At 68.7% G+C, this 21,468-nt stretch carries 19 protein-coding genes; 7 read left to right on the top strand and 12 right to left on the bottom strand.

From position 1 onward, the window contains the following. The first annotated feature begins 89 nt into the window (after positions 1-89). Together GGR89_RS03780 and GGR89_RS03775 are read left to right on the top strand one after the other, a co-directional pair. Positions 90-515 carry a hypothetical protein gene (locus GGR89_RS03780; protein ID WP_125974041.1) on the top strand — a complete coding sequence of 142 codons (426 nt, stop codon included), beginning with the start codon at positions 90-92 and terminating at the stop codon, positions 513-515. Next, complete coding sequence (locus GGR89_RS03775) at positions 515-1,255, top strand: TorF family putative porin (RefSeq protein ID WP_125974043.1); 741 nt, start codon at positions 515-517, stop codon at positions 1,253-1,255. The genes GGR89_RS03780 and GGR89_RS03775 overlap by 1 nt, the downstream gene beginning before the upstream one ends. Before the next feature lie 374 nt (positions 1,256-1,629). Here GGR89_RS03775 and GGR89_RS03770 read toward each other — a convergent pair whose 3' ends face one another. Beyond that, positions 1,630-2,001: a copper chaperone PCu(A)C gene (locus GGR89_RS03770; protein ID WP_241213495.1), complete on the bottom strand. Its 372-nt coding sequence runs from the start codon at positions 1,999-2,001 to the stop codon at positions 1,630-1,632. Positions 2,002-2,244: 243 nt separating this feature from the next. Between GGR89_RS03770 and dnaK the strand changes: the two genes are divergently transcribed. From dnaK to GGR89_RS03750, 4 genes are all read left to right on the top strand, one after another. Beyond that, complete coding sequence (gene dnaK / locus GGR89_RS03765) at positions 2,245-4,167, top strand: molecular chaperone DnaK (RefSeq protein ID WP_125974047.1); 1,923 nt, start codon at positions 2,245-2,247, stop codon at positions 4,165-4,167. Between the two features lie 123 nt (positions 4,168-4,290). Beyond that, positions 4,291-5,409, top strand: a complete 1,119-nt coding sequence (dnaJ, locus tag GGR89_RS03760) for a molecular chaperone DnaJ (RefSeq protein WP_125974049.1) — start codon at positions 4,291-4,293, stop codon at positions 5,407-5,409. 19 nt (positions 5,410-5,428) lie between these two features. Continuing rightward, the gene (locus GGR89_RS03755; RefSeq protein WP_125974051.1) at positions 5,429-6,097 is read left to right on the top strand and encodes a spermidine synthase; all 669 of its coding nucleotides are present in this window, start codon (positions 5,429-5,431) and stop codon (positions 6,095-6,097) included. A 524-nt stretch (positions 6,098-6,621) separates the two neighbouring features. Next, on the top strand, positions 6,622-6,999 hold the full coding sequence (locus tag GGR89_RS03750) for a PRC-barrel domain-containing protein (RefSeq protein ID WP_125974053.1): 378 nt from the start codon (positions 6,622-6,624) through the stop codon (positions 6,997-6,999). A 45-nt stretch (positions 7,000-7,044) separates the two neighbouring features. Here GGR89_RS03750 and GGR89_RS03745 read toward each other — a convergent pair whose 3' ends face one another. The 11 genes from GGR89_RS03745 to GGR89_RS03695 all read right to left on the bottom strand — a co-directional run bounded on the left by GGR89_RS03745 (position 7,045) and on the right by GGR89_RS03695 (position 20,446). Next, on the bottom strand, positions 7,045-7,929 hold the full coding sequence (locus GGR89_RS03745; protein ID WP_241217858.1) for a GNAT family N-acetyltransferase: 885 nt from the start codon (positions 7,927-7,929) through the stop codon (positions 7,045-7,047). Then, on the bottom strand, positions 7,926-8,879 hold the full coding sequence (locus tag GGR89_RS03740) for a polysaccharide deacetylase family protein (protein ID WP_125974055.1): 954 nt from the start codon (positions 8,877-8,879) through the stop codon (positions 7,926-7,928). Before GGR89_RS03740 ends, GGR89_RS03745 begins: the two co-directional genes overlap by 4 nt. An 82-nt stretch (positions 8,880-8,961) precedes the next feature. Next, complete coding sequence (locus GGR89_RS03735; protein ID WP_425338739.1) at positions 8,962-11,760, bottom strand: DUF3857 domain-containing protein; 2,799 nt, start codon at positions 11,758-11,760, stop codon at positions 8,962-8,964. Positions 11,761-11,865: 105 nt separating this feature from the next. Then, the gene (uvrC, locus tag GGR89_RS03730; RefSeq protein WP_125974059.1) at positions 11,866-13,788 is read right to left on the bottom strand and encodes an excinuclease ABC subunit UvrC; all 1,923 of its coding nucleotides are present in this window, start codon (positions 13,786-13,788) and stop codon (positions 11,866-11,868) included. Positions 13,789-13,898: 110 nt separating this feature from the next. Next, positions 13,899-17,522: an autotransporter outer membrane beta-barrel domain-containing protein gene (locus GGR89_RS03725; RefSeq protein WP_167712757.1), complete on the bottom strand. Its 3,624-nt coding sequence runs from the start codon at positions 17,520-17,522 to the stop codon at positions 13,899-13,901. A gap of 266 nt (positions 17,523-17,788) precedes the next feature. After that, positions 17,789-17,992: a hypothetical protein gene (locus tag GGR89_RS03720; RefSeq protein ID WP_125974063.1), complete on the bottom strand. Its 204-nt coding sequence runs from the start codon at positions 17,990-17,992 to the stop codon at positions 17,789-17,791. 36 nt (positions 17,993-18,028) lie between these two features. Continuing rightward, positions 18,029-18,583 (bottom strand): F0F1 ATP synthase subunit B family protein, encoded by a 555-nt coding sequence (locus GGR89_RS03715; protein WP_125974065.1) that lies wholly within the window; start codon positions 18,581-18,583, stop codon positions 18,029-18,031. Then, positions 18,576-19,070: a F0F1 ATP synthase subunit B family protein gene (locus GGR89_RS03710; RefSeq protein ID WP_125974067.1), complete on the bottom strand. Its 495-nt coding sequence runs from the start codon at positions 19,068-19,070 to the stop codon at positions 18,576-18,578. Before GGR89_RS03710 ends, GGR89_RS03715 begins: the two co-directional genes overlap by 8 nt. 21 nt (positions 19,071-19,091) lie before the next feature. Next, positions 19,092-19,304, bottom strand: coding sequence for a F0F1 ATP synthase subunit C (locus GGR89_RS03705; protein WP_010544368.1), 213 nt, complete (start codon positions 19,302-19,304; stop codon positions 19,092-19,094). A gap of 69 nt (positions 19,305-19,373) precedes the next feature. Next, positions 19,374-20,132: a F0F1 ATP synthase subunit A gene (locus tag GGR89_RS03700; protein ID WP_206431199.1), complete on the bottom strand. Its 759-nt coding sequence runs from the start codon at positions 20,130-20,132 to the stop codon at positions 19,374-19,376. A 20-nt stretch (positions 20,133-20,152) separates the two neighbouring features. Further along, complete coding sequence (locus GGR89_RS03695) at positions 20,153-20,446, bottom strand: AtpZ/AtpI family protein (protein ID WP_425338738.1); 294 nt, start codon at positions 20,444-20,446, stop codon at positions 20,153-20,155. Positions 20,447-20,733: 287 nt separating this feature from the next. Here GGR89_RS03695 and radC point away from each other — a divergent pair, with 287 nt between their 5' ends. Beyond that, the gene (gene radC, locus GGR89_RS03690; RefSeq protein ID WP_125974072.1) at positions 20,734-21,417 is read left to right on the top strand and encodes a RadC family protein; all 684 of its coding nucleotides are present in this window, start codon (positions 20,734-20,736) and stop codon (positions 21,415-21,417) included. Positions 21,418-21,468: the final 51 nt, after the last annotated feature.

Genomic DNA, 21,468 nt, shown 5'->3' with positions numbered 1-21,468 from the left:
CACTTGGTAACTTGCATTCCGGCGAAGGCGTCGCGCAAAGACGCCGTGCCACCGGCGACAACAGTCGGGGCAACCGCAGGAGAAGAGCCATGATCCCGTTGATTCTGGGGCTGCTGCTCGCCGCCCCCTTTTCCGAAATCGCGCACAGCGTGCGCATCGACCATGACAGCGGCCCGGTCCATGCCGACTATCGCATGCGGGTCGATGTTCGCCACCAGCAGCTCGGCGTCGCAGGCCCCGGCGGCCGCGCCTCGACGTTGCGCTGCCGCTGGGAGGCCGATCTGGTGGTCGATCGCCAGGCGCGCCACAGCGCCGGCACGCTCCAGCGCGCGCTGCGCCAGGAAAGCGTCGCGGCCGGCAGCCGTCCCGGCTGGTGCACCGCCAACCGCGCGGTGATCGCGAAGGATGTTGCCAGCGCCACCAAGGACATGCGAGGCGCGGTCGAGGCGCTGGCCAGCCAGGATGCCGAGATGCTGCGCGCCGAACTCGATCAGATAGGACGTGTAAACACCTGATGCGTATCCCCATTGCCGTTGCCGCCTGCGCCGCGCTCGCCCTTCCGCTCGCGGCCCAGGCCCAGGTGCTGCCCAAGGTTTCGGGCGGCGTCGAACTCTCGACCGACGAGAGCCGCCGCGGCCTCAGCTGGAGCGAGAACCAGCTGAGCGCCTCGGGCGACCTCTCCGCCGGCATCCTCGGCTTCGACGCTTCGGCGCGCGTGGCGATGGTGCGCGAATCGCGCCGCCACGCCGGTGCCGACACGGTGTTCGATCTGGAAGCCGGTCGCGGCTTCGACATCGGCCTGTTCAAGCTGCGCGGGTTCGTCACCGGCCATGTCTTCACGGGCGCAGCGCGCAACATGGACTATGTCGAGGTCGGCGCGGACGGCAGGTTCTCGCTCGGGCCGCTGCAGCTGAACGGCGGCGCGACCTACGCGCCGGACCAGGGGCCGATCGGCGGAGACAATCTCTATCTGCATGCAGGCGCCGCGGTGGGCGTGCCGTCGACGCCGTTCACCGTGTCCGGCTCGATCGGCCACACCACCGGCAGCACCGACGACCTTCGCGCTGCGCGGCTGCGCCCCACCGGCGACTATACCGATTGGCGGATTGGGGTGGAGCATGTCAGCGGGCCGCTGACGCTGGGGGTCGACTATGTCGGAACCGACATCGACACCAATCGCGCAATGTCGTCGCCCTATGCGGACCTGCGGCACAGCGGCAACCGCGTGCTGGGGCGGGCACGGCTTTCGTTCTGAGCGCCATCTATCCTCCCCCTCGAGGGCAGGGCTATCGCATTTGAACCCGAAGGATATCGGTGCATCGAAAACCATCGTCATCCCGGCGGAAGCCGGGATCCATTGCCCTGTGCGATGGGGGAAAGAACCGTGGCATCAGCGCCAATGGATCCCGGCTTCCGCCGGGATGACGGGAGTCCTTGGCCATATGCGATTGCCCTCCGCCTCGAGGGGGAGGATAGATGAGCTTGGCGCTTCAGCGCCTAGCGAAGCTTGGAGAGGGTGAGCGGCTGCGCAGCTGCCGCGCGAGGCAATGCCTCGCAATGCCCCTCTCCCTCCCACCGCCTGCGGCGGCGGGGCCCTCCCTCTCCCCGGCGGGGAGAGGGCGTTCAAGCCTACCGCTGCTCGGCACCCGGCACGGCGACATCGGCCACCACCGTCGCCTCGTGCCCGCTGGCGAAGTGGAGCGTCAGCGGCACCTTCTCGCCGGCATGGACGTTCGGCACCAGCCCGAACAGCATGACATGCTTGCCGCCCGGCGCGAACTTCACCTCGGCGCCGACCGGCAGGTCGAGGCTGGCGAGCTGGGTCATCTTCGCCATGCCCGCGGCATCCTTGATGCTCTCGTGAATCTCCGCCTTGTCCGCCGCGCGAGTCGAGACGCTGACCAGCGTCTCCGCCTCGCGACCGCCATGCAGCGTGAAATAGGCCGCCCCGGGCTGGCCTGCCACGGCGGGCAGCCGAATCCAGGCGCCGTCTACCTTCACGCCATCCGCCTGGGGCGAACACGCCCCCAGCCCTAGAACCGCTACAAGTCCCGCCAGAGTGCGCATTCGGCATCCTCCCTCTTTGATTTGGGAAATCTTGTAGAAACCCGGGCGTCTTGCGGCAAGGCACGACGCACCTATATCCCCCCTCGGACATCTGGACGGCGGTCGCCTCTTCTGGGGCCGGCATCCGGATAACGCTTATGAACCCTTTTGTTTCGATTGTGGGGGCCAACGAGGACCATGGCTAAAGTTATCGGTATCGACCTGGGCACGACCAACAGCTGCGTTGCGGTGATGGAAGGCGGCAAGCCCAAGGTCATCGAGAATGTCGAAGGCGCACGCACCACGCCGTCGATCGTCGCCTTCGCCAAGGATGGCGAGCGTCTGATCGGCCAGCCGGCCAAGCGCCAGGCGGTGACCAACCCGGACAACACCATCTTCGCAGTGAAGCGCCTGATCGGCCGCCGCTTCGACGACCCCGTGACCAAGAAGGACACCGAGCTGGTGCCCTACACGATCGCGCGCGGCTCGAACGGCGACGCCTGGGTCAAGGCCGGCGGCGAAGAATACAGCCCGTCGCAGATCTCGGCCTTCATCCTGCAGAAGATGAAGGAAACCGCCGAATCGTACCTCGGCGAGAGCGTGACGCAGGCCGTCATCACCGTGCCGGCCTATTTCAACGACGCCCAGCGCCAGGCGACCAAGGACGCCGGCAAGATCGCGGGCCTCGAAGTGCTGCGCATCATCAACGAGCCGACCGCGGCCGCGCTCGCCTATGGCCTCGACAAGGACAACAACAAGACCATCGTGGTCTATGACCTTGGCGGCGGCACCTTCGACATCTCCGTGCTGGAAATCGGCGACGGCGTGTTCGAAGTGAAGGCGACGAACGGGGATACCTTCCTCGGCGGTGAGGACTTCGACAACAAGATCGTCGATTACCTGGCCGACCAGTTCAAGAAGAAGGAAGGCCTCGACCTCCGCACCGACAAGCTGGCGCTGCAGCGGCTGAAGGAATCGGCCGAGAAGGCGAAGATCGAGCTGTCGTCGGCTGCGACGACCGAGATCAACCTGCCCTTCATCACCGCCCGCATGGAAGGTGGCGCGACCACCCCGCTGCACCTGGTGGAGACGATCACCCGCGCCGATCTGGAGCGTCTGGTCGACGACCTGATCCAGCGTACCCTCGAGCCGTGCCGCAAGGCGCTGGCCGATGCGGGCGTCAAGGCCGATGCGATCGACGAAGTCGTGCTCGTCGGCGGCATGACCCGCATGCCCAAGGTCCGTCAGGTCGTGAAGGACTTCTTCGGCAAGGAGCCGCACACCGGCGTGAACCCGGACGAAGTCGTCGCCATCGGCGCGGCGATCCAGGCCGGCGTGCTGCAGGGCGACGTCAAGGACGTGCTGCTGCTCGACGTGACTCCGCTGAGCCTCGGCATCGAGACGCTGGGCGGCGTGTTCACCCGCATGATCGACCGCAACACCACGATCCCGACCAAGAAGTCGCAGGTCTATTCCACCGCTGACGACAATCAGCAGGCGGTGACGATCCGCGTCTTCCAGGGCGAGCGCGAGATGGCGGCCGACAACAAGCTGCTCGGCCAGTTCGACCTGGTCGGCATCCCGCCGGCGCCGCGCGGCGTGCCGCAGATCGAAGTCACCTTCGACATCGACGCCAACGGCATCGTCAACGTGTCGGCCAAGGACAAGGGCACCGGCAAGGAGCAGCAGATCCGCATCCAGGCCTCGGGCGGCCTGAACGACGCCGACATCGAGCAGATGGTGCGCGATGCCGAGAAGTTCGCCGAAGAGGACAAGAAGCGGCGTGCCGCGGCGGAAGCCAAGAACAACGCCGAGAGCCTCGTCCACACGACGGAGCGCCAGCTCCAGGAGAATGGCGACAAGGTCGACGCGGCGCTGAAGGGCGAGATCGAGGCGGCGATCGCCGAGACCAAGTCGGCGATCGAGAGCGGCGATGCCGATGCGATGACCGCCAAGGCCCAGAACCTCGCCCAGGTGGCGATGAAGCTCGGCCAGGCGATCTACGAGAAGCAGGCTGCCGAAAACGCCTCGCCGAACGCGGGTGCCGCGGCCGGCGGCGAAGCCGGGGCTGAGGAAGTGGTCGACGCCGAGTTCTCGGAAGTGGACGACAACAAGGCGTAACGAACGCCCCTCCCTCTCCCTTATCGGGAGAGGGCCGGGGACGGGGGGAGCGGGCATGGTCGATGCGATCCCGCATCGGCCTGATCTCTCTCCCTGTCCCTTGATGGGGAGAGGGCTTGCTGGATGACCACCGAAGTCGATTATTACGAACTGCTCGAAGTCGAGCGCACCGCGGACGATGCGACGATCAAGTCGTCCTACCGCAAGCTCGCGATGAAGTATCACCCGGACAAGAATGCCGGGTGCAAGGATTCCGAGGCCAAGTTCAAGGCGATCAGCGAAGCCTATGACTGCCTGAAGGACCCCCAGAAGCGCGCGGCCTATGACCGCTTCGGCCATGCCGCCTTCCAGAACGGCGGCGGCGGCCATGGCGGCGGCCAGGGCGATTTCGGCGCGTTCAGCGACATTTTCGAAAGCGTGTTCGGCGAGTTCATGGGCGGCGGGCGCGGCGGCGGCCGGCCCCAGCGGCGCGGCGCGGACCTGCGCTACGACATGGAAATCTCGCTCGAACAGGCGTTCCACGGCCATTCGACCGACATCACCATCGACGTCTCGGGCCCCTGCGACAGCTGCAACGGCTCGGGCGCCACGCCCGGCACCAAGGCCAAGACCTGCACCACCTGCGCCGGCCACGGCAAGGTGCGCGCGCAGCAAGGCTTCTTCATGGTCGAGCGTACCTGCCCGACCTGCCACGGCGCCGGCGAGGTGATCGCCGAACCCTGCCGCACCTGCCGCGGCGAGGGCCGGACCGACAAGACCAAGACGCTCAAGATCGAGATTCCGCCCGGCGTCGACGAAGGCACCCGCATCCGCCTGACCGGCGAGGGCGAGGCCGGCGCGCGCGGGGCGCCCGCAGGCGATCTCTACATCTTCCTCCACGTGACGCGCCATTCGCTCTACGAGCGGCAGGGCACGACGCTGTACGCCAATGCGCCGATCAGCTTCACCACCGCGTCGCTGGGCGGCGAGATCCGCATCCCGGGCCTCGACGGCGAGGAGCATGTGATCAAGATCCATGCCGGCACCCAGTCCGGCCGCGAGATGCGCCATCGCGGCGCCGGCATGCCGGTGCTCCAGGGCCGCGGCCGCGGCGACCTGGTCGTGCGGCTGGAAGTGGAGACGCCGACTAAGCTCACCGCCAAGCAGCGCGAGCTGCTCGAGGAATTCCGCAAGACCGAGACGGGCGAGGAATGCCCGCAGTCGAGCGGCTTCTTCGCCAAGCTGAAGGCGGCGCTCGGTTGATGCCGGGCGCCTTCCTCGCATGACCCCCCGCGAACTGCTCGACACCGCCGACGTCCCCGGCGGCGAACCGCTGCGGCTGTTCCGCCGGGGCGACGATCACATGATCGTGCTCGAACGCAACGAGCTGATGAACAGCCGGATGAGCGGTTCGGAAGAAGCGCTGGCGGTGATGACGCTCGAACGGCTCGGCAAGCGCGAGGCGCGGGTGCTGATCGGCGGCTATGGCATGGGCTTCACGCTGCGCGCCGCACTGGCGGTGCTGGGCGGCAACGCCAGGGTCACGGTCGCCGAGCTGGTCCCCAAGATCGTCGACTGGGCGCGCGGCCCGATGGCGGCGCTCACCAACGGGTGTCTGGACGATCCGCGCGTGAAGCTGGTGTTCGACGATGTCGGCCGGGTGATCGCCGACGGGCAGAATGCCTATGACGCGATCCTGCTCGACGTCGACAACGGCCCCGACGGGCTGACCCGCGTCGGCAACGACAGCCTCTATTCGATGCGCGGCCTCGATTCCGCGCGCCAGGCGCTCCGCCCGGGCGGCATCCTCGCGGTGTGGTCGGCGGCGCCCGACCCTGCCTTCGCCCGCCGCATGCGCGACAGCGGGTTCCTGGTGGAAGAAGTCGCCGTCCGCGCCCGGCAAAACGGCAAGGGCCCCCGGCACGTCATCTGGTTCGGCAAGCGGCGGTAAAACGTCCGGCGCCGGGTATCCGCGCCTCGTCTCCGCCTATTCGACGGCAACACCCGCGCTCCTGCGAAAGGCCAAAGGCACTGGCCTAGCCGCCCTGGGCTCCTGCTTGCGCAGGCGCACGGCTTGTGGCTTCCCGGAGACACGTGAGCTCCTGTCAGCTGCCGTCCCAGTTGAGGTCATTCGCGAATGACGGCAGATTGAATAGATGGGAAAGCAATCAGGTGTTCCACACCGCGACGAGGAATTGGAGCGGCTCAGCCTCTCAGAGCTTCACGCGGAGCTTGATCGCTCGCGCTCTCGTCAAAGTATTGCCCCCTCAACTAAAATGGCAAAGCGATGGAATAAGCGCATTCACTGGTTGGAATCTGAGATAGCTCGACGCGGGTGAAAGACCGCTTCGCACCAAATCCAACCACAACCGACGGCTTGCCTCCCCAAAACCACCCTCGGGTCATCCCGTCTGCGGAACGACATCCCCGCCTCGTGCATTCCGAAGGGCGCACGTCCCAGAAGGAAGTCCGACCATGTCCGATACGCCCGAAACCAACAGCCTGCTCGTCACCGCCCGCGTCGACGGGCTCAAGGTGCGCAGCCGTGACGGCGATTCGCTGGGGCAGGTCCAGGCGTTCATGGTCGAGAAGGGCAGCGGGCGCACGCTCTATGCGGTGCTCAGCCTGGGCGGGTTCCTCGGCATGGGCAAGAGCTATTACCCCCTGCCCTTCGAGCTGATCGCCTATGACGCCACCGGCGACGACTATGTCGTCACGATCGACCGCCGGGTGCTCGAGGGCGGCCCGAGCTGGGCGAGCAACGCGCCCGAATTCACCCAGGCCTATGCCGACCGCGTGTCCAATTACTACGGCCTCTCCGCCGCACGCGTGGATCGCGTGCCGCTCGCCTGATCGCCTAGACTCCCCTCCCGCAAACGGGAGGGGGCGTTGCAGGACTCAGCCCCGCCGGAACCTTCTGGCAACCCCTTCGGCGCCCAGCCGCTGCACCGCGCGCTTGGCCAGCGCCATGCCGCGGTCGAACCCCGCCAGCGCCGCGATCAGCGCGCGGTTCGCCAGCGTGCACCGCAGCAGCAGCAGGTCGACGCACGCCACCCCGCCGCTCGCCATCTGGCGCTTGTGCTGCCCCTCGCCTTCGGTGAAGTCGAACCAGGCGAACCGCGCTTCCGCGAACAGGTCGCGCAGCGCCGCCAGCTGCAGCACGGCCCCCGGCGACAGTGCGGCAAACTGCGGGTCGTGCCCGACATGAGCGTAGACCAGCGTGTCTCCCATGGCCGGGCAGCAGAGATAGGCCACCGGCCGCCCCTCGAGCAGCAACAGCCACGCGCGCACCGCGTCCGCCGCGGCGAGCCGCTGCAGATCGGCCAGATCATCCGGCAGGCCGGCGCCGAGCAGCCGCTCCTGATAGGTCCGCGCCGAGAGCGCACGGGCGAGCGGATGAAACAGCGCCATCTCCGCCGGCGTACGATAGCAGCGCACCTCGCCGCCAAGCCGCTTGGCCTTGCGCTTCAGCCCCTGGCGGGTGTTCGCCGAGAGTCCGGCGAACCACGCGTCGAACCCCAGCGACAGGTCCAGGTAAAAGCGCGTGTAGCGCTGTCGGACCAACCCCAGCATCCCGTTGCCCAGCAAGGCCGCGGACTGCGCCTCGGGCAGCGAGGTGGCCAGATAGCCCTGCGCATCCACCGGCAGCGCCGGCAGCGTGGGGCGCCCGCCCGCCCGGGCCTCCGCCAGCGTCAACGGCACCCGCACCAGCCGCCGCCGGACCGTCGTCAGCGTGCGCGCGCCGACCATGAAGCGGAGCGGCACCATCGTCGCCGCGCTCACCCCGCCCGCTCTTCGACCAGGTTGGACCAGAGCTGTTCGGCCTGCCGCAGCCGGGTGCGCAGCGTGCTCGGCGCCAGCGGCACGTCGTCCTGGTCGAGCGCAAGCGCGGGGCGGTCGGCGAAGTGCGCGGTCGGCAGAACATCGCGTCGCGCCGCAAGCACGCCGCACAGCGCCTCGAAGCGGCGGACATGCACGGCGTTGGGCCGCGTCCCCGCGCGGTTGGCGAGCTCGAAGCCATGGCTGACGATCGTCACCGCGGCATGGCGCTGCGCCACCGCATGGTCGAGCGCGGCGCGCATTTCGCGGGCCGAGAGCGCGCAGATCTGGAAATGGCGCAGCTGCGTGCCCGCATCGATCAGCGTCACCGGCACTTCGATCAGCCCCTGGTGCAGCACCGGCGCAATCCGCCGCGGCGACAGGCCGATCGCGCTCGGCCAGGGGTGTTCGGAGCCGTTGTGGCTCGAATCATAGGCGAAGCCCGCCTCGGCCAGCGCGGCGAGCGTCGCGTCGTTGGCCGCATAGCTGCCGCCACGGAAGGCGATCGGCGCCGGTGCCCCCGCCTCGATCAGCAGCGCGCGGGCTTGGCGGAGCAGCGCGCGCTGCTCGTCGGCGGCGTAATCGACGAGGTCGAACCGCGCCGGCATCTTGGCGCGATCCGTCGCGCTCGCCCCGGTCCAGTTGGGGTGGAGGTGCAGCTGCACCTCCTGCCCGGCCGCGCGGATCGCCCGCACCACCGCGGCGATCGGCACCAGGCCATGGACCAGCGCGGGCATCGGATCGACGAAGAAGCAGGCCTTCAGCCCATGCGCCGCCAGCCGCTCGAGCTGCCAGCCGACCCCCACCCCCGCCGGCTCGAACGAGCGCGCCGCCATCTCCGCCAGATCGAGCCCGGCGACGTGGTGGCGCCACATCAGCTCGGTATCGATCGTCAGGAAGACTTGGGTGGGCATGCAGGCGCGTCTCGCAAGCGTCCCGGAGACGGGGGACCATTGCCCCCGTCCTACCCCCGCCCGCGTGAACAAATGGCAAAGCCTAGGGCTTGATCCCGTAGCGGCCGAACTGCTCGTCGATCCGCGGCTCGATCATCCGCGCGGCGGCGAGATAGGCGTCGGCATCCTTGGCCTTGGTCCGCTTGCCGATTACCCCGCGCATGTAGAGGCTGGCGGACTGCTCGGGGTTGCCCTGCAGCGCCGCGTCGAGATCGGTCTGCGCCGCGTCGAGCTTGCCCATGCGGAAATAGACCATGGCGCGGCTGTCGAGGACCGCGGCGGCGCTGCTGCTCAGCTCGACCGCGCTGGTGCAATCCTGCAGCGCCTGCGGGATCGCGACATTGTGCGTCGCGCGGACCCAGCAGCGCAGATTGAGCAGCGCGGCGTTGCGCGGGGCGGCGGCGATCGCCTCGTCGAGCACGGCGACGGCATCGTCGACCTTCCCCCCCTCGGCGAGGAGATCGGCGAGCTGCACCTGCCAGCCGAGCTTCTTCTCGCCGCCCTGGTCGATCCGCGCCTCGATCAGCGCGCGCGCCTCGTCCAGCTGGCCGCGATCGCGCTTGAGCGTGGCGAGGAAGCCGGTGGCGCCGTCCGAATCGGGCTCCAGCTCGAGCGCCGCCTGGACGTCGGCCAGCGCCTTGTCGTCCTGACGCAGCGCGTAATAGGCCTGGGCGCGGCGCACCAGGGTGTCGGCGGTAGGCGCGAGCTCGATCGCCTTGCCGAGGTCGGCGATCGCCCCCTCGCGCTCGTAGAGCGTCTCGTAGAACCAGGCGCGGTTGGTGTAGCCGTCGGGATCGTCGGGGGTGGCGGCGATCGCCTTGGCATAGGCCTCGAAGATCGGCTTGAGTCGGATGCCCTGCTTGGCGGCGGTGACCGCTGCCCAGCGCGGCGGCAGATCGGCGGGGGCGACCAGCCGCAGCGGGTTCGCCTTGACCCGCGCCACCTCGGCACGCGCCGCCGGGATCTGCGCGGCGGGGACTTCCGCCAGCCCGGTGGTGGTGCGATCCTGCAGCGAGAGCCAGCCATCGGCCAGCGTCACCTTGCGCGCCAGCTGCATGCCCGCCACGGCAGCCGGCAGCGTCTGCTGGCCCTCCAGCGTGAAGCCGGTGCCGCCGTTGGGCAGCTGCCAGCGGCGCTCGACCCAGACGTCGCTCAGCGCCCCGCTGGTCGCCGGGATCGTCTTCCACGCCGTCCGCGCCCGGTTGGGGGCGAAGTTCAGCGACGCCGCCGTGGTATCGAGCGTCTCGCGGAAGCGGCCGCGGTCGAAATTCCAGTCCTGATAGGCGACGCCCGCCGCGCTGACCGTCACGGTGCCGCTGGCGGCGTCGTCCTCCATCTTCTGGTCATAGCTGCTGTGATTGCCGATCACCGCGCTGATCTGCGGATCGAGGAAGGCGGTGAGCTTGTCCTTGTCGATCTGCGAGCGGGCGCCGCGCAGCGCCTCGGCCATCGCGCCGCTATAGACGATCCTGATCGTGTAGAGCTGCGGGAACGCGATGCCCGCAGTGGCGTCGAGCGTCACCGACACCTGCTGCGCCGGGCGCGCGGGCGGCCGCATCGGCATCGCCTCCAGCCCGGCCCCGGCGGCGCGGATCGGCAGCGCGGTCTTGAACGGCGGCACGTCGTCGAGATCCTCGGCGCGCGAGCCGCCCTGGGTGCCGTCCAGCCACAGCGTCTTCCCCGCGATGCTCGCGCGGACGATGACATGGTCGAACGCGCCCGGCGAAGGCAGCCGCGACTCCACGAGGTCGCCGAGGCCGCTGCTCACCAGCGCCGGCTCGGCCTCGATGTCGAGCGCGCGGAGCAGCGAGACGAGCAGCAGCGTCTTGGCCTTGCAGTCGCCATAGCGCAGCGACCAGGTATCAACCGGCGCCTGGGGCCGGTAATTGCCATTGTCCATGCCGCGGAACAGGTAGCGGACCTGATCCTGCACCAGCCGCAGCGCCAGCGCCGCGCGGGTGCGCGGGTCCTTGCTCGCAGCGGCGATGCGCGCGACTTCGCCCGCGAGCGGGCTGCCCGCGGGGATCGCGCCCTCGCTGCGATAATAGGGCGCCATGCCGCGCGAGATCGCCGCCCAGTCGGGGTAGCTGCTCAGCTCGACCATCGGCAGCGGCTTGTAGCGTGCGGGCGCGTCGTCGGGCAGTTCGGCGGGCTTGGGCGTGGGCAGCGTCAGGGTGAGTTCGCGCGTGCCGCCCGCGATCAGCTTGGCCTCCGCCTTGCTGCGCTCGGCCGATCCGACCACCCCGCCCGAATAGTCGCGCCACGCCAGCGGCACGCCGTCCTTCCACAGCACGCGCGCGCGGCCGAAGCCGAGCTTGGTCGGCGCCGGCACCATCGGCACCACGCTCATCATCTCCTTGCCGAGCACCGGGTCCTTGCGGGTGATCGAAAAGGCGATGTCGATCACGTCGCCGACGCGCAGCCCCTCCAGCGCCACGGTGGCGGTGAGCATGCCGTCGAGCGACGCCTGCTCCAGCTTCTGCTCGCGCTGGAGCACGGTGAAGCGGGTGCCCTTGGCGAGCAGGTCCACCCGCTCGCCCTTGCGCAGGATCTGCAGCTTGTGGACGATCAGGTCGCCCTTGGCCGGATCCCATTGCAGCGGCAGCGTGCCGCTCTGGGTGAGCATCTGCGGCGAGGCGATGCGGATCGCGCTCTCGAAATAGATCGCGACCTGGCCGTCCTCCAGCCGCTGCTGCTGGTCGAAGATCTGCAGCACGGGCGCGGCATCGTCGAGCTTGGCGGTGTCCACCGCCGGCGCGGGCAGCACCCAGGCGGGCGCCGGCTGGTAGAGCGGCTTGTCCCCGGCATGCGCCACCCCGGCCGTGGACAACAACACGGCCACCAACATTCGACGCCCCGGCATGCAACTCCCCCTCAAATCGAGGGGAGACAGTAGCGCATGCGGAACGACGCTCAAGTGCCCGTTACGAACGACGAGCCGTGGCAGCTATCGGCTGTGGTAGAAGTCGTACACCTGCTGTGCCACGCCCGCCGAGACGCCCGGCGCCTTCTGCAGATCCTCCAGGCTGGCGTTGCGCACCGCGCGCGCGGTGCCGAAGTGCATCAGCAGCGCCTTCTTCCGCGCCGGACCGATGCCCGGCACCTCGTCGAGCGGGCTCGCGCCGATCGCCTTGGCGCGCTTGTCGCGGTGCGCGCCGATGACGAAGCGGTGGACCTCGTCGCGCAGCCGCTGGAGGTAGAAGAGCAAGGGCGCGTTGACCGGCAGCATCCGCTCGCTGCCGTCCATCAGGTGGAACACCTCGCGGCCGTCGCGGCCATGGTGCGGACCCTTGGCGACGCCGACCATGCAGACATCCTCGATGCCCATTTCCTCGAGCACCGCCTTGGCGGCGTTGAGCTGGCCGCGGCCGCCGTCGAGCAGCACCAGGTCCGGCCAGTCACCCTGGCTGCGATCGGGGTCCTCGTCCTGCGCGCGGGCGAAGCGGCGGCTGAGCACCTCGCGCATCATCCCGTAATCGTCGCCGGCGATGGTCTCGGGGCGCTTGATGTTGAACTTGCGATACTGGCTCTTGCGGAAGCCCTCCGGCCCCGCGACGATCATCGCGCCCACCGCATTGGTGCCCTGGATATGGCTGTTGTCGTACACCTCGATGCGGTTCGGCGGCTCGGGCAGGTCGAACAGGTCGGCCATCTCGCGGAGCAGCTTGGTCTGGGTGGTGCTCTCGGCGAGGCGGCGGTCGAGCGCCTCCTCCGCATTGCGCCTGGCCTGGTCGAGCAGGCGGCGGCGGGTGCCGCGCTGGGGTACCGACAGCACCACCTTGTGCCCGGCGCGCTCGCCCATCGCCTCGGCGAGCAGTTCCGCCTCGGGCAGCTCGCGATCGACGAACACGTTCCGCGCCGGCGGCACCTCCTCGTAGAACTGCATCAGGAAGGCGGCGAGCACCTCGTCCTCGGGCACGTCCTGGGTGTGGCTGGGGAAGAAGCTGCGATGGCCCCAATTCTGGCCGCCGCGGATGAAGAAGGCCTCGATGCCGATCACGCCCGACTTGCACGCCTGCGCGAAGATGTCGGCATCGCCGACCCCTTCCGCGTTGATCGCCTGGCTGCCCTGGATGAAGGTGAGCGCCTTGAGCCGGTCGCGCAGGATCGCGGCCAGCTCGAAATCGAGATTCTCGGCCGCGGCCTGCATCTGCTCGCCGAGCTTGGCCTGCACCTTGGTCGACTTGCCCTGGAGGAAGTCGCGCGCGTCGTTGACCAGCTCGGCATAGCCGTCCTGGTCGATCCGGCCGACGCAGGGCGCCGAGCAGCGGCGGATCTGGTAGAGCAGGCACGGCCGGTCGCGGCTGGCGAAGAAGCCGTCGGTGCAGCTGCGCAGCAGGAACAGCTTCTGCAGCGCATTGAGCGTCTTGCGCACCTGCCCCGCGCCCGCGAAGGGGCCGAAATAATCGCCCTTGGCGCGCCGAGCGCCGCGATGGAGCTGGACGCGGGCGAAGTCGTGGTCCTGGCGCAGCAGGATGAACGGGAACGACTTGTCGTCGCGCAGCAGCACATTGTAGGGCGGCCGGTAGCGCTTGATCAGCTGCGCCTCGAGCAGCAGCGCCTCGGCCTCGTTGTTGGTCGTAACGATGGTCATCGAGCGGGTCTGCGCGACCATCCGCTGGAGCCGCTTCGACAGGCGGTTGACCTGGGTGTAGTTGGTCACCCGGTTCTTCAGCGCGCGCGCCTTGCCGACGTACAGCACGTCGCCGCGGGCATCCTGCATGCGGTAGACGCCGGGGCGGATCGGCAGCGTCTGCAGCACGTTGCGGATCGCGGCGACGCCGGCCTCGAGGTCGGGCGTCTCGGCGCCGCGCACCGCGAAAGTGGCCTTTTCCTCGTTGAATCGCTCGGGGGAATTGGGGTCGTTCATTGCCGCCGATGTAGGCGCGGCGGCGGCGGATTGCCACGCGCAGGAACAGGAAAGGAAAAGGGCCGGCGCGTTCCCCGCACCGGCCCCTCCCCCTCTCAACCCCTGGACGCTCAGAAGCGCAGGCTGATCGCCGCGTTGCCCGAATGCGCATCGGCATGGCCGAGGCCGGTATAGCGGTAGCGCAGGTCCACCGAGACGCCGCCGGTCAGGTTGGCGCTCAGGCCCGCTTCGGCGCGGAGCTGGGTGTCGCCGACCGAGACCGAGCGGGTATCGATCCGCGCGCCGACCAGCCGGGCCTGCAGCGACGTACGGTTGTCGCCCAGCTGCTGCACCGCCATCGCCGAGACGAACGGACGGACCATGCTGCCCACCGCGCCATCGACGCGGACGCCGGCGCGGCCGGTCCAGCCGGTACGGCCCTCGCCATCGAAGCGCAGCGCGGCGCTGCCGCCGGTCTCGCCGAACGCGTTCCGCTCGACGCGGTCATAGGCGATGCCCGCCACCGGCGTGACGCCCAGCGCGCCCAGATCGAAGCGGTGGCCAGCCTCGATGTCCGCGCCGAAGGAGAAGCCCTTGCCGTCGCCCTTCAGCGCCTCGACACCGCCGCCCAGCTGCACGTTGCGGCGGACGGTATAGTCGTCGACATTGAAGTCGATCACGCCGGTCACATAGTCCGGGCCCTTGTTCCACACGGCGTAGAGCGCGCCGCCATAGCCCTTGACCTTGGCGGTGCCGAGCGCGGTGGCGCGGGTGTCGACATCCTTGTAGCTGGCGGCGAGGCCGAGCACGAGGGTGTTGGTCGCCTGATGGTCGACGCCGAGCGTGTAGCCATAGCTGGTGGCGCGATAGCCGTTGCCGGTGGCGTCGGCGTCCACGTCGATCCGCTGGGCGTTGAACGCGCCCCACAGGCCGGTCTTGCGGGCGCCTTCGCCAGCCACGCCGCCGCGGCTGCGGACGCGCTGGACCATGGTGTCGCGCAGCGCTTGGTTGGCCTGGAACTGCGCCTCGATGGCATCGGCATGGAGGCCGCCGGCGAGCTGCTGGAAGCTGGTGCCGATCGCGCCGCCCGACAGCGTGGCGAGATTGGCGAACAGCGCGCCCGTGGTCCCTGCCGTGCGCACGCCCGCCGCCGGACGCGCCGCGTCGAGCGCGGTCGCCGCGGCGACGGCGTTCGAGCCTGCGCCGGTGGCGAGGTAGCGGGCATAGCTGTCCGGCGTCACCGCCAGCAGGATCGCCTTGCTGCCATAGATCACGTCGAAGCGGGTGTTCGCGGCGAGGCCTGCGCTCGGCTGGGTCAGCGCATCGAAGCTGCCGGTCACGCCGCCCTCGGCGGTGACGATCTCGAACGTCTGGCCCACGGTCGGCGTGAAGCTGTTGGTGGCATCGCCGGTGATGCCGCGCAGCTTCGGCGCCAGCGTGCCGGCGGCGGTGTACACGCTCGTCGCGCCGGTGAGCACCAGCGTGTCGTAATGGCCTGCGCCGACGCCTGCGGTGGTGCCGTCGACGTCGATCGAGAGCGTGCTGCCCGCCGCCTGGGTGACGCTGCCCGCCACGACCAGACGGCCCGGCGAATTGCCCGGCGCCAGCGTGCCGGAGACCTGCATGTTGCCCTGGACGGTGCCGTTGCCGCGCGCGGTACCCACCGCATCGACGAACACGTTGCCGGCGAAGGTCGAATCGAAGCTCATCGTGCCCTGCTCGACACAGGCGCCGATCGCGTTGCTCGCGTCGGACGCCAGCACCAGCAAGCCGCTGCCCTGCTTGATCAGGCAGTTGCCGCCCATGCTGCCGCCGGTGAGCCGCACCGTGCTCGCGCCGGTATCGATCACCCCGCCGCCGTTGCCGACCAGCACCGCCTGGGTAATGGTGAGGTTCGCGCCTGCCGCCAGCGTGCCGGCGTTCTCGAGCTTGATCGCGCCGCCGTCGCTGCCGATCGCTGCCTGGCTGGTCGCGATGACCTTGCCCTGGGTGACGTCGAGCGTCAGGCGCTGCGCGGTGCCCGCCAGGGTGAGCGTGCCCGCCCCCGACTTCACCAGCGAGCCGGTGCCGGCGAGGGTACCGGCGAAGGTACCGGCAGTCGCCTGGGCGAACTCGACCGTGGCGTTGTTGACGATCGTGCCTTGCAGCGAGCTGGTGTCGCCCACCAGCTTGCCCGCCTCCACCGTGGTCCCGCCGGTATAGCTGTTCGCGCCGGTCAGCGTCAGCGTGCCGGTGCCGCTCTTGATCAGCGCGCCGGTGCCGGTGACGGTGCCGCCGAAGCTGCCGGTGCCGCCCTGCGCGAATTCCACCACGCCGTCGTTGACGATGCTGCCGGTCAGCGAGCCCGTGTCGCCCACCAGCTTGCCCGCCGCCACCGTGGTCCCGCCGGTATAGCTGTTCGCGCCGGTCAGCGTCAGCGTGCCGGTGCCGCTCTTGATCAGCGCGCCGGTGCCGGTGACGGCGCCGCCGAAGCTGCCGTCGCTTCCCTGCGCGAATTCCACCGCGCCGTCGTTGACGATGCTGCCGGTCAGCGAGCCCGTGTCGCCCACCAGCCTGCCCGCCGCCACCGTGGTCCCGCCGGTATAGCTGTTCGCGCCGGTCAGCGTCAGCGTGCCGGTGCCGGTCTTGGTGAGGCCGCCCGCGCCCGAAATGACGCCGGCCAGCGTCGCATTGGCGGTGGTGGTGTCGATCGTGCCGCCGGCGGGATCGATGGTCAGGTCGTTGCCCAGCGTCTGATCGGCCCCGAAGGTGATCTTGCCGCCCGAGAGCACCGGGTTGACGTTGCCCGCGACGACATCGCCCGCGGTCACGTCGGTCGCGATGTTGCCGCGGCCGCCGCCGGCGCTGGCGAGCGCCTTGCCGATGTCGGTTCCGAAGATGTAGGAATAGTCGATCACCGCGGAATTGCCGGCGAGCAGCGAGCCGAGGCTAAAGCCCAGGCCGATCGTGTTGTCGCCGTTGCCGACATCGGTGCCGGCGAGATAGGAGGCCGTGTCGGTCGTCCAGCCCGTCACCGCCGAGTTATGCGTATAGGCCGAGTTGGTGTAGAGCCCGATGGCATATTTCGAGACCAGCGCCTCGGCATAGACGAGATCGTTCACCGAAACGGTGCCGTTCCCGCGGAAATTGTTGGTCATGGAGCTATCGCCGGCCGCCGCCACCGCGTCGGGATCGAGCGCCCGCGAGAAGGCGAGATCGGTCAGGTCGCTCAGCGCGGTGATGGTCGTGCGGATGCCGACCTGCTGGCTGGTCTTGTTGAAGAAATAGTCGTTCGTGATGGTGAACAGGCTGCCATAGGTACCCGTCCACACCGCGCGCTGGTCATAGGTGGTGCCGCCATAGGCGACGCCGTTGTAGCTGGTGAGCGAGCCGGTGAACGCCGCGCCTTGGCCGTTGTTGTTCACGATCGGTGCCAGGCCGTTCGCCGTGACCACGAACCCTTCGAACGGGCTGCCCGGCGTCAGATAGTCATAGGCCGTGTTGAACGTGCCCGAGCCCGAGCCATCGTACAGGATCCCAGGCGAGGTGTTGCCATCATAGCCCAGCGAGCCGATGCTGCCGTTGATGCCGACCTTGATGTAATCCCCGGCGAGGATCGTCGACTGCGCCTGCGCCGCCGCTGGCGCGAGCAGCCCGAGCGCTGCGGCCGCAACCGGCATCCCCAGCATGGTCGATGCGGCGAGAATGCCGCGGACACCACGAACCTTCTGCGCGACGACGCCCTGCGTCCGCGCACCTTCGACAATCTTCTGCATAACGCCCCTAAGCTAACCTGCACGTCCCGTGCGGCCGCCCGCCAAACCCTTCCCGCCGCCACAGGGCGCAGCTGTCCTCCCCCGCCGCATTTGCGGCCTGGTGACCATAGCCCGTTGAATCGTCGTGGAATTGCCCCGGCAAGCCCCGCACTTTCCTTATAGGAGACTTGCGCAAGCCGCCGTCATGGATCCGTAATTTTCGCGAAACCGGAGGCAGTTGGGAGCAGCTGCCGGCGGGCGATCGGCTGGAAGGCGACGCGGGAGAATCAGGGTGCGGCGGCCTCGTTCTCGAGCCGGTCGACCTCGGCTTCGATCCGCTGCATCGCCTGGTCCGCGCGGACCTTCACATCGGTCGCCCGGCTATGGTCGTCGGACGCGTGGCGCAGCGCGACCACGGCCACAAACGCAGCGAGCGCCAGTGCCACCAGGGCACCGGCGCTCAGCCAGCGATAGGATTTGGGTTCAGCCATCGCACGCCCTTAGCACGGGCGGCGTGGCAGGCCAGCTCAGTTGAGCCGGCCCAGCCCGGCGATGGTCTTGTCAACCAGCGCCTTGTCGGCCTCGGCGCCGTGCTTTTCCGCGATCACCGCGGCAGCGGCGGTCGTGGCGGCATCGGCGGCGCGGGCACGGATCGACTGGATCGCGGTGCGCTCGGCGGCGGCGATCTTGTCCTCGGCCATGCGGGTGCGGCGGGCGATCAGCTCGGCCGCATCGGCCTCCGCCTTGGCCTGCATCGCAGCCGCTTCGGCCTGGGAGTTGGCGACCACCGCCTTGGCGTCCGCATCGGCGGACGCGGTGCGGGCCTTGGCCTCGGCGAGCATCGCCTCGGCCTCTGCGCGCAGCTTCGACGCTTCGTCGAGCTGGGTGCGGATCTTGGAAATCTGCTTGTCGAGCATGGCGCCGATCATGCCCGGCACCTTGTTGACCAGGAGGATCACCACCACGACCAGCATGGACAGCGCCACGAAGCCGGGCGCGGTGATCACGCCGAACACCGCCGGCTCATGGTGCAGTTCCACGGTACCGACCTCGGCGTTTACGGAATGAGCTTGTTCAGCCATGGGCAAGCGCCGCCTTTACCTTCTGTTCGACGCTGGCGCGGTCGACCGCGACGCCCGAGACGCGGGCGACGATCGCCTCGACGGCCTCGACGGTCGCCGCTTCGATCTCGCCGATCGCCGCCTGCTCGCGCTCGGCGATCGAGCGGGTCGCGTCGGCCAGCCGTGCTTCATCGGCCGCGGTGGCGGCCTTGAGCTTGGCTTCGGCGGCGGTCGCCGCCTGCGCCTTGGCGCCGGCGGTCACCCGCAGCGCCTCGGCACGGGCAGCGTCCAGCCCCGCCTGATAGGCCTCGTCCGCAGCCTTGGCGGCGTCGCGCGCCGCTTCGGCTGCCGCGAGGTCGCCGCTGATGCGGGCGGAGCGATCTTCCATCGTCCGCTCGATCTTCGGGACCATCGCCTTGCCGATCCCGAAGTAGATCAGGGCAAATACGATCGCGAGCCAGAAGACCTGCGAGGCGTAGATCTCCGGGATCTGATCTAACTGCGGCATCGGCCGAGGCCTCCGTTCTGCTTACTTGACGACGAAGAGGATCAGGATCGCGACGACGAACGCGATCAGGCCCAGCAGTTCCGACGCGGCGAAACCGATGAACAGGCGACCCTGCTGGCCGTCCGCCGCACCCGGGTTGCGCAGCGCGCCTTCGAGGAACGAACCGAACACGTTGCCCACGCCGAGCGCGGCGAGGCCGATACCGATCGCAGCGAGGCCGGCACCGATGTACATTGCACCAAGATCAGTCATTTCTAGCTCCCTAGATAATTCGGTAAAAACGATAATTCGAAACGGATCGACTTAGTGCAGGTGCACCGCGTCGTGGAGATACAGCGAGGTCAGCAGCGCGAACACATAGGCCTGGATCGCGCAGACCAGCAGCTCAAGCGCGCTCACGCCGACGATCATCGCGAAGCTCAGCACGCCGACCAGCCCGCCCAGCGGCGTGCCGCTGGTGAAACCCTGGACGACGAAGCTGCCGAACACTTCGAGCAGGATGTGCCCGGCGGTCATCGCGACGAACAGTCGCAGGCCCAGCGAGAACGGACGCACCAGGAACGAGACGAGCTCGACCGGAATGATCACCGGCATCAGCCAACCCGGCGCGCCGTGCGGCACGAACAGCGAGAAGAACTTAAAGCCATGCTTGATCAGGCCGACCGCGAGGACGATGCCGAACGAAAAGAAGGCGAGCACCGCGGTGACGGTGATGTGGCTGGTCACCGCGAAGGTGTGCAGCCCCGGCAGCACCGCCAGCGGCAGCACGCCGACCAGGTTGGCGAACAGGATGAAGAAGAACAGCGAGAAGATGTACGGCGCGAACTTCTTGCCGCCCTTGCCGATGTTCACGTTGACCATCGAGTCGATGAACCCGACCGCGCCTTCCACCATCAGCTGCCACTTGCCCGGGATCAGCTTGCGCTGCAGGCCGCCCACCATGAAGAGGAACAGCAGCGCGGCGACCACGAACATGAACAGCGCCGAGTTGGTGAAGGAGATGTCATAGCCGAACAGGTCGATATGCCGGCCCAGTACGGGCTCGACCTTGAACTGCTCCATCGGATCGATTTTGCCGGCGCTCACTCTGCGCGCTCCTTCGAAATCTTGTAGATGTTGCGAAACGCCACGATCACGCTGAGCACCAGCAGGATCAGGAGCCCCCAGGGGCTCGTTCCCAGCCAGCGATCGAGCGCGAAGCCGATCACCCCGCCGCCCAGCGGTGCGCCGATCAGTTCGGCGAGCACCCGCGAGCCCTGCTTATAGCCCTTTCCGGGCTTGCGCACCGGCGTCTGGCCCTCGCGCACCGCCGCCTTCGCATCGGCGATGCGACGGTCGAGGTCGGAACGGATAGGGTCGTCAGACAAAGCGAGCACGGCGATCCAGATATGAAAAAGCCGCCGCGCATCGGGCGGGCGACAAACAGCATCGCCAGCCGATGGCCGCGACGTACGGGCGCTTTAGGAAGACCAATCGACCGAGTCAACCGTTGCAGCATGCTGCGCTTCATTGCCGAATCATGCGCCAGCGCGGTCTTCGCAGCCGCAGAAATCCGCCAATTACCTCCGTTGCGGTGCAACAGGTTGCCGTGCGAGCGATGCAGGGGCGCCCTATTCGTTCCGGCGGATTGCAGGGCTTCCCCCGTCCCTGCATAGTCGCGGCGATGTCCGACGAGGCTCCCGACAACAGCGGCCACCGCGCGCGCCTGCGCAAACGCCTGTTCGAGGGCGGGCCGGAGGCGCTGCTCGATCACGAACTGGTCGAATATCTGCTGGCGCTGACCATCCCGCGCAAGGACACCAAGCCGCTCGCCAAGACGCTGCTCAAGGAGTTCGGCGGCCTGCCCGGGCTGCTCGCCGCCGATGCCGAGGCGATGCTGCGGATCGAGGGCGTCAAGGACACCCAGATCGCCGCACTCAAGGCGGTGCACGCCGCCGCGCTGCGGCTGCTCCAGGCGCGGGTGCGCGAACAGCCGGTGCTGGCCAACTGGCAGGCGCTGCTCGACTATCTGCGCGCCGATATGGCCCCGCATGCGATCGAGCGGGTGCGCGTATTACACCTCAACACCCGCAACATGCTGATCCGCGACGAGCTGATGAACGAAGGCTCGATCGACGAGGCGCCGCTCTACGTCCGCCAGGTGATCGCCCGCGCGCTGCACCTGGGCTCGGCGGCGCTGATCCTGGTCCACAACCACCCCTCGGGCGACCCGAGCCCGAGCCGCGCCGACATCGACGTGACGCGCAGGGTGGCCGAGGCGGGCAAGCCGCTCGGCATCGTGGTGCACGACCACATCATCATCGGCAGCGAAGGCCATGCCAGCCTAAGGGCGAAGGGGCTGATTTAGGGGAGTCGGAAGACGCTCAAGGGCAGAGTGTATCCTCCCCCTCGAGGGCAG

The sequence above is a fragment of the Sphingomonas trueperi genome, from assembly GCF_011927635.1.
GTDB classification, from domain to species: Bacteria; Pseudomonadota; Alphaproteobacteria; order Sphingomonadales; family Sphingomonadaceae; genus Sphingomonas; species Sphingomonas trueperi.
The sequence above is the reverse complement of the archived record's forward strand: the minus strand, read 5'-3'. Positions and strand labels throughout refer to the sequence as shown.

Bases quoted from the DNA above. Each gene is read 5' to 3' on its own strand.
- GGR89_RS03780 (WP_125974041.1), top strand. From the start codon at position 90: ATGATCCCGTTGATTCTGGGGCTGCTGCTCGCCGCCCCCTTTTCCGAA.
- GGR89_RS03775 (WP_125974043.1), top strand. From the start codon at position 515: ATGCGTATCCCCATTGCCGTTGCCGCCTGCGCCGCGCTCGCCCTTCCG.
- dnaK (WP_125974047.1), top strand. From the start codon at position 2,245: ATGGCTAAAGTTATCGGTATCGACCTGGGCACGACCAACAGCTGCGTT.
- dnaJ (WP_125974049.1), top strand. From the start codon at position 4,291: ATGACCACCGAAGTCGATTATTACGAACTGCTCGAAGTCGAGCGCACC.
- GGR89_RS03755 (WP_125974051.1), top strand. From the start codon at position 5,429: ATGACCCCCCGCGAACTGCTCGACACCGCCGACGTCCCCGGCGGCGAA.
- GGR89_RS03750 (WP_125974053.1), top strand. From the start codon at position 6,622: ATGTCCGATACGCCCGAAACCAACAGCCTGCTCGTCACCGCCCGCGTC.
- GGR89_RS03740 (WP_125974055.1), bottom strand. From the start codon at position 8,879: ATGCCCACCCAAGTCTTCCTGACGATCGATACCGAGCTGATGTGGCGC.
- uvrC (WP_125974059.1), bottom strand. From the start codon at position 13,788: ATGAACGACCCCAATTCCCCCGAGCGATTCAACGAGGAAAAGGCCACT.
- GGR89_RS03725 (WP_167712757.1), bottom strand. From the start codon at position 17,522: ATGCAGAAGATTGTCGAAGGTGCGCGGACGCAGGGCGTCGTCGCGCAG.
- GGR89_RS03720 (WP_125974063.1), bottom strand. From the start codon at position 17,992: ATGGCTGAACCCAAATCCTATCGCTGGCTGAGCGCCGGTGCCCTGGTG.
- GGR89_RS03715 (WP_125974065.1), bottom strand. From the start codon at position 18,583: ATGGCTGAACAAGCTCATTCCGTAAACGCCGAGGTCGGTACCGTGGAA.
- GGR89_RS03710 (WP_125974067.1), bottom strand. From the start codon at position 19,070: ATGCCGCAGTTAGATCAGATCCCGGAGATCTACGCCTCGCAGGTCTTC.
- GGR89_RS03705 (WP_010544368.1), bottom strand. From the start codon at position 19,304: ATGTACATCGGTGCCGGCCTCGCTGCGATCGGTATCGGCCTCGCCGCG.
- GGR89_RS03700 (WP_206431199.1), bottom strand. From the start codon at position 20,132: ATGGAGCAGTTCAAGGTCGAGCCCGTACTGGGCCGGCATATCGACCTG.
- radC (WP_125974072.1), top strand. From the start codon at position 20,734: ATGTCCGACGAGGCTCCCGACAACAGCGGCCACCGCGCGCGCCTGCGC.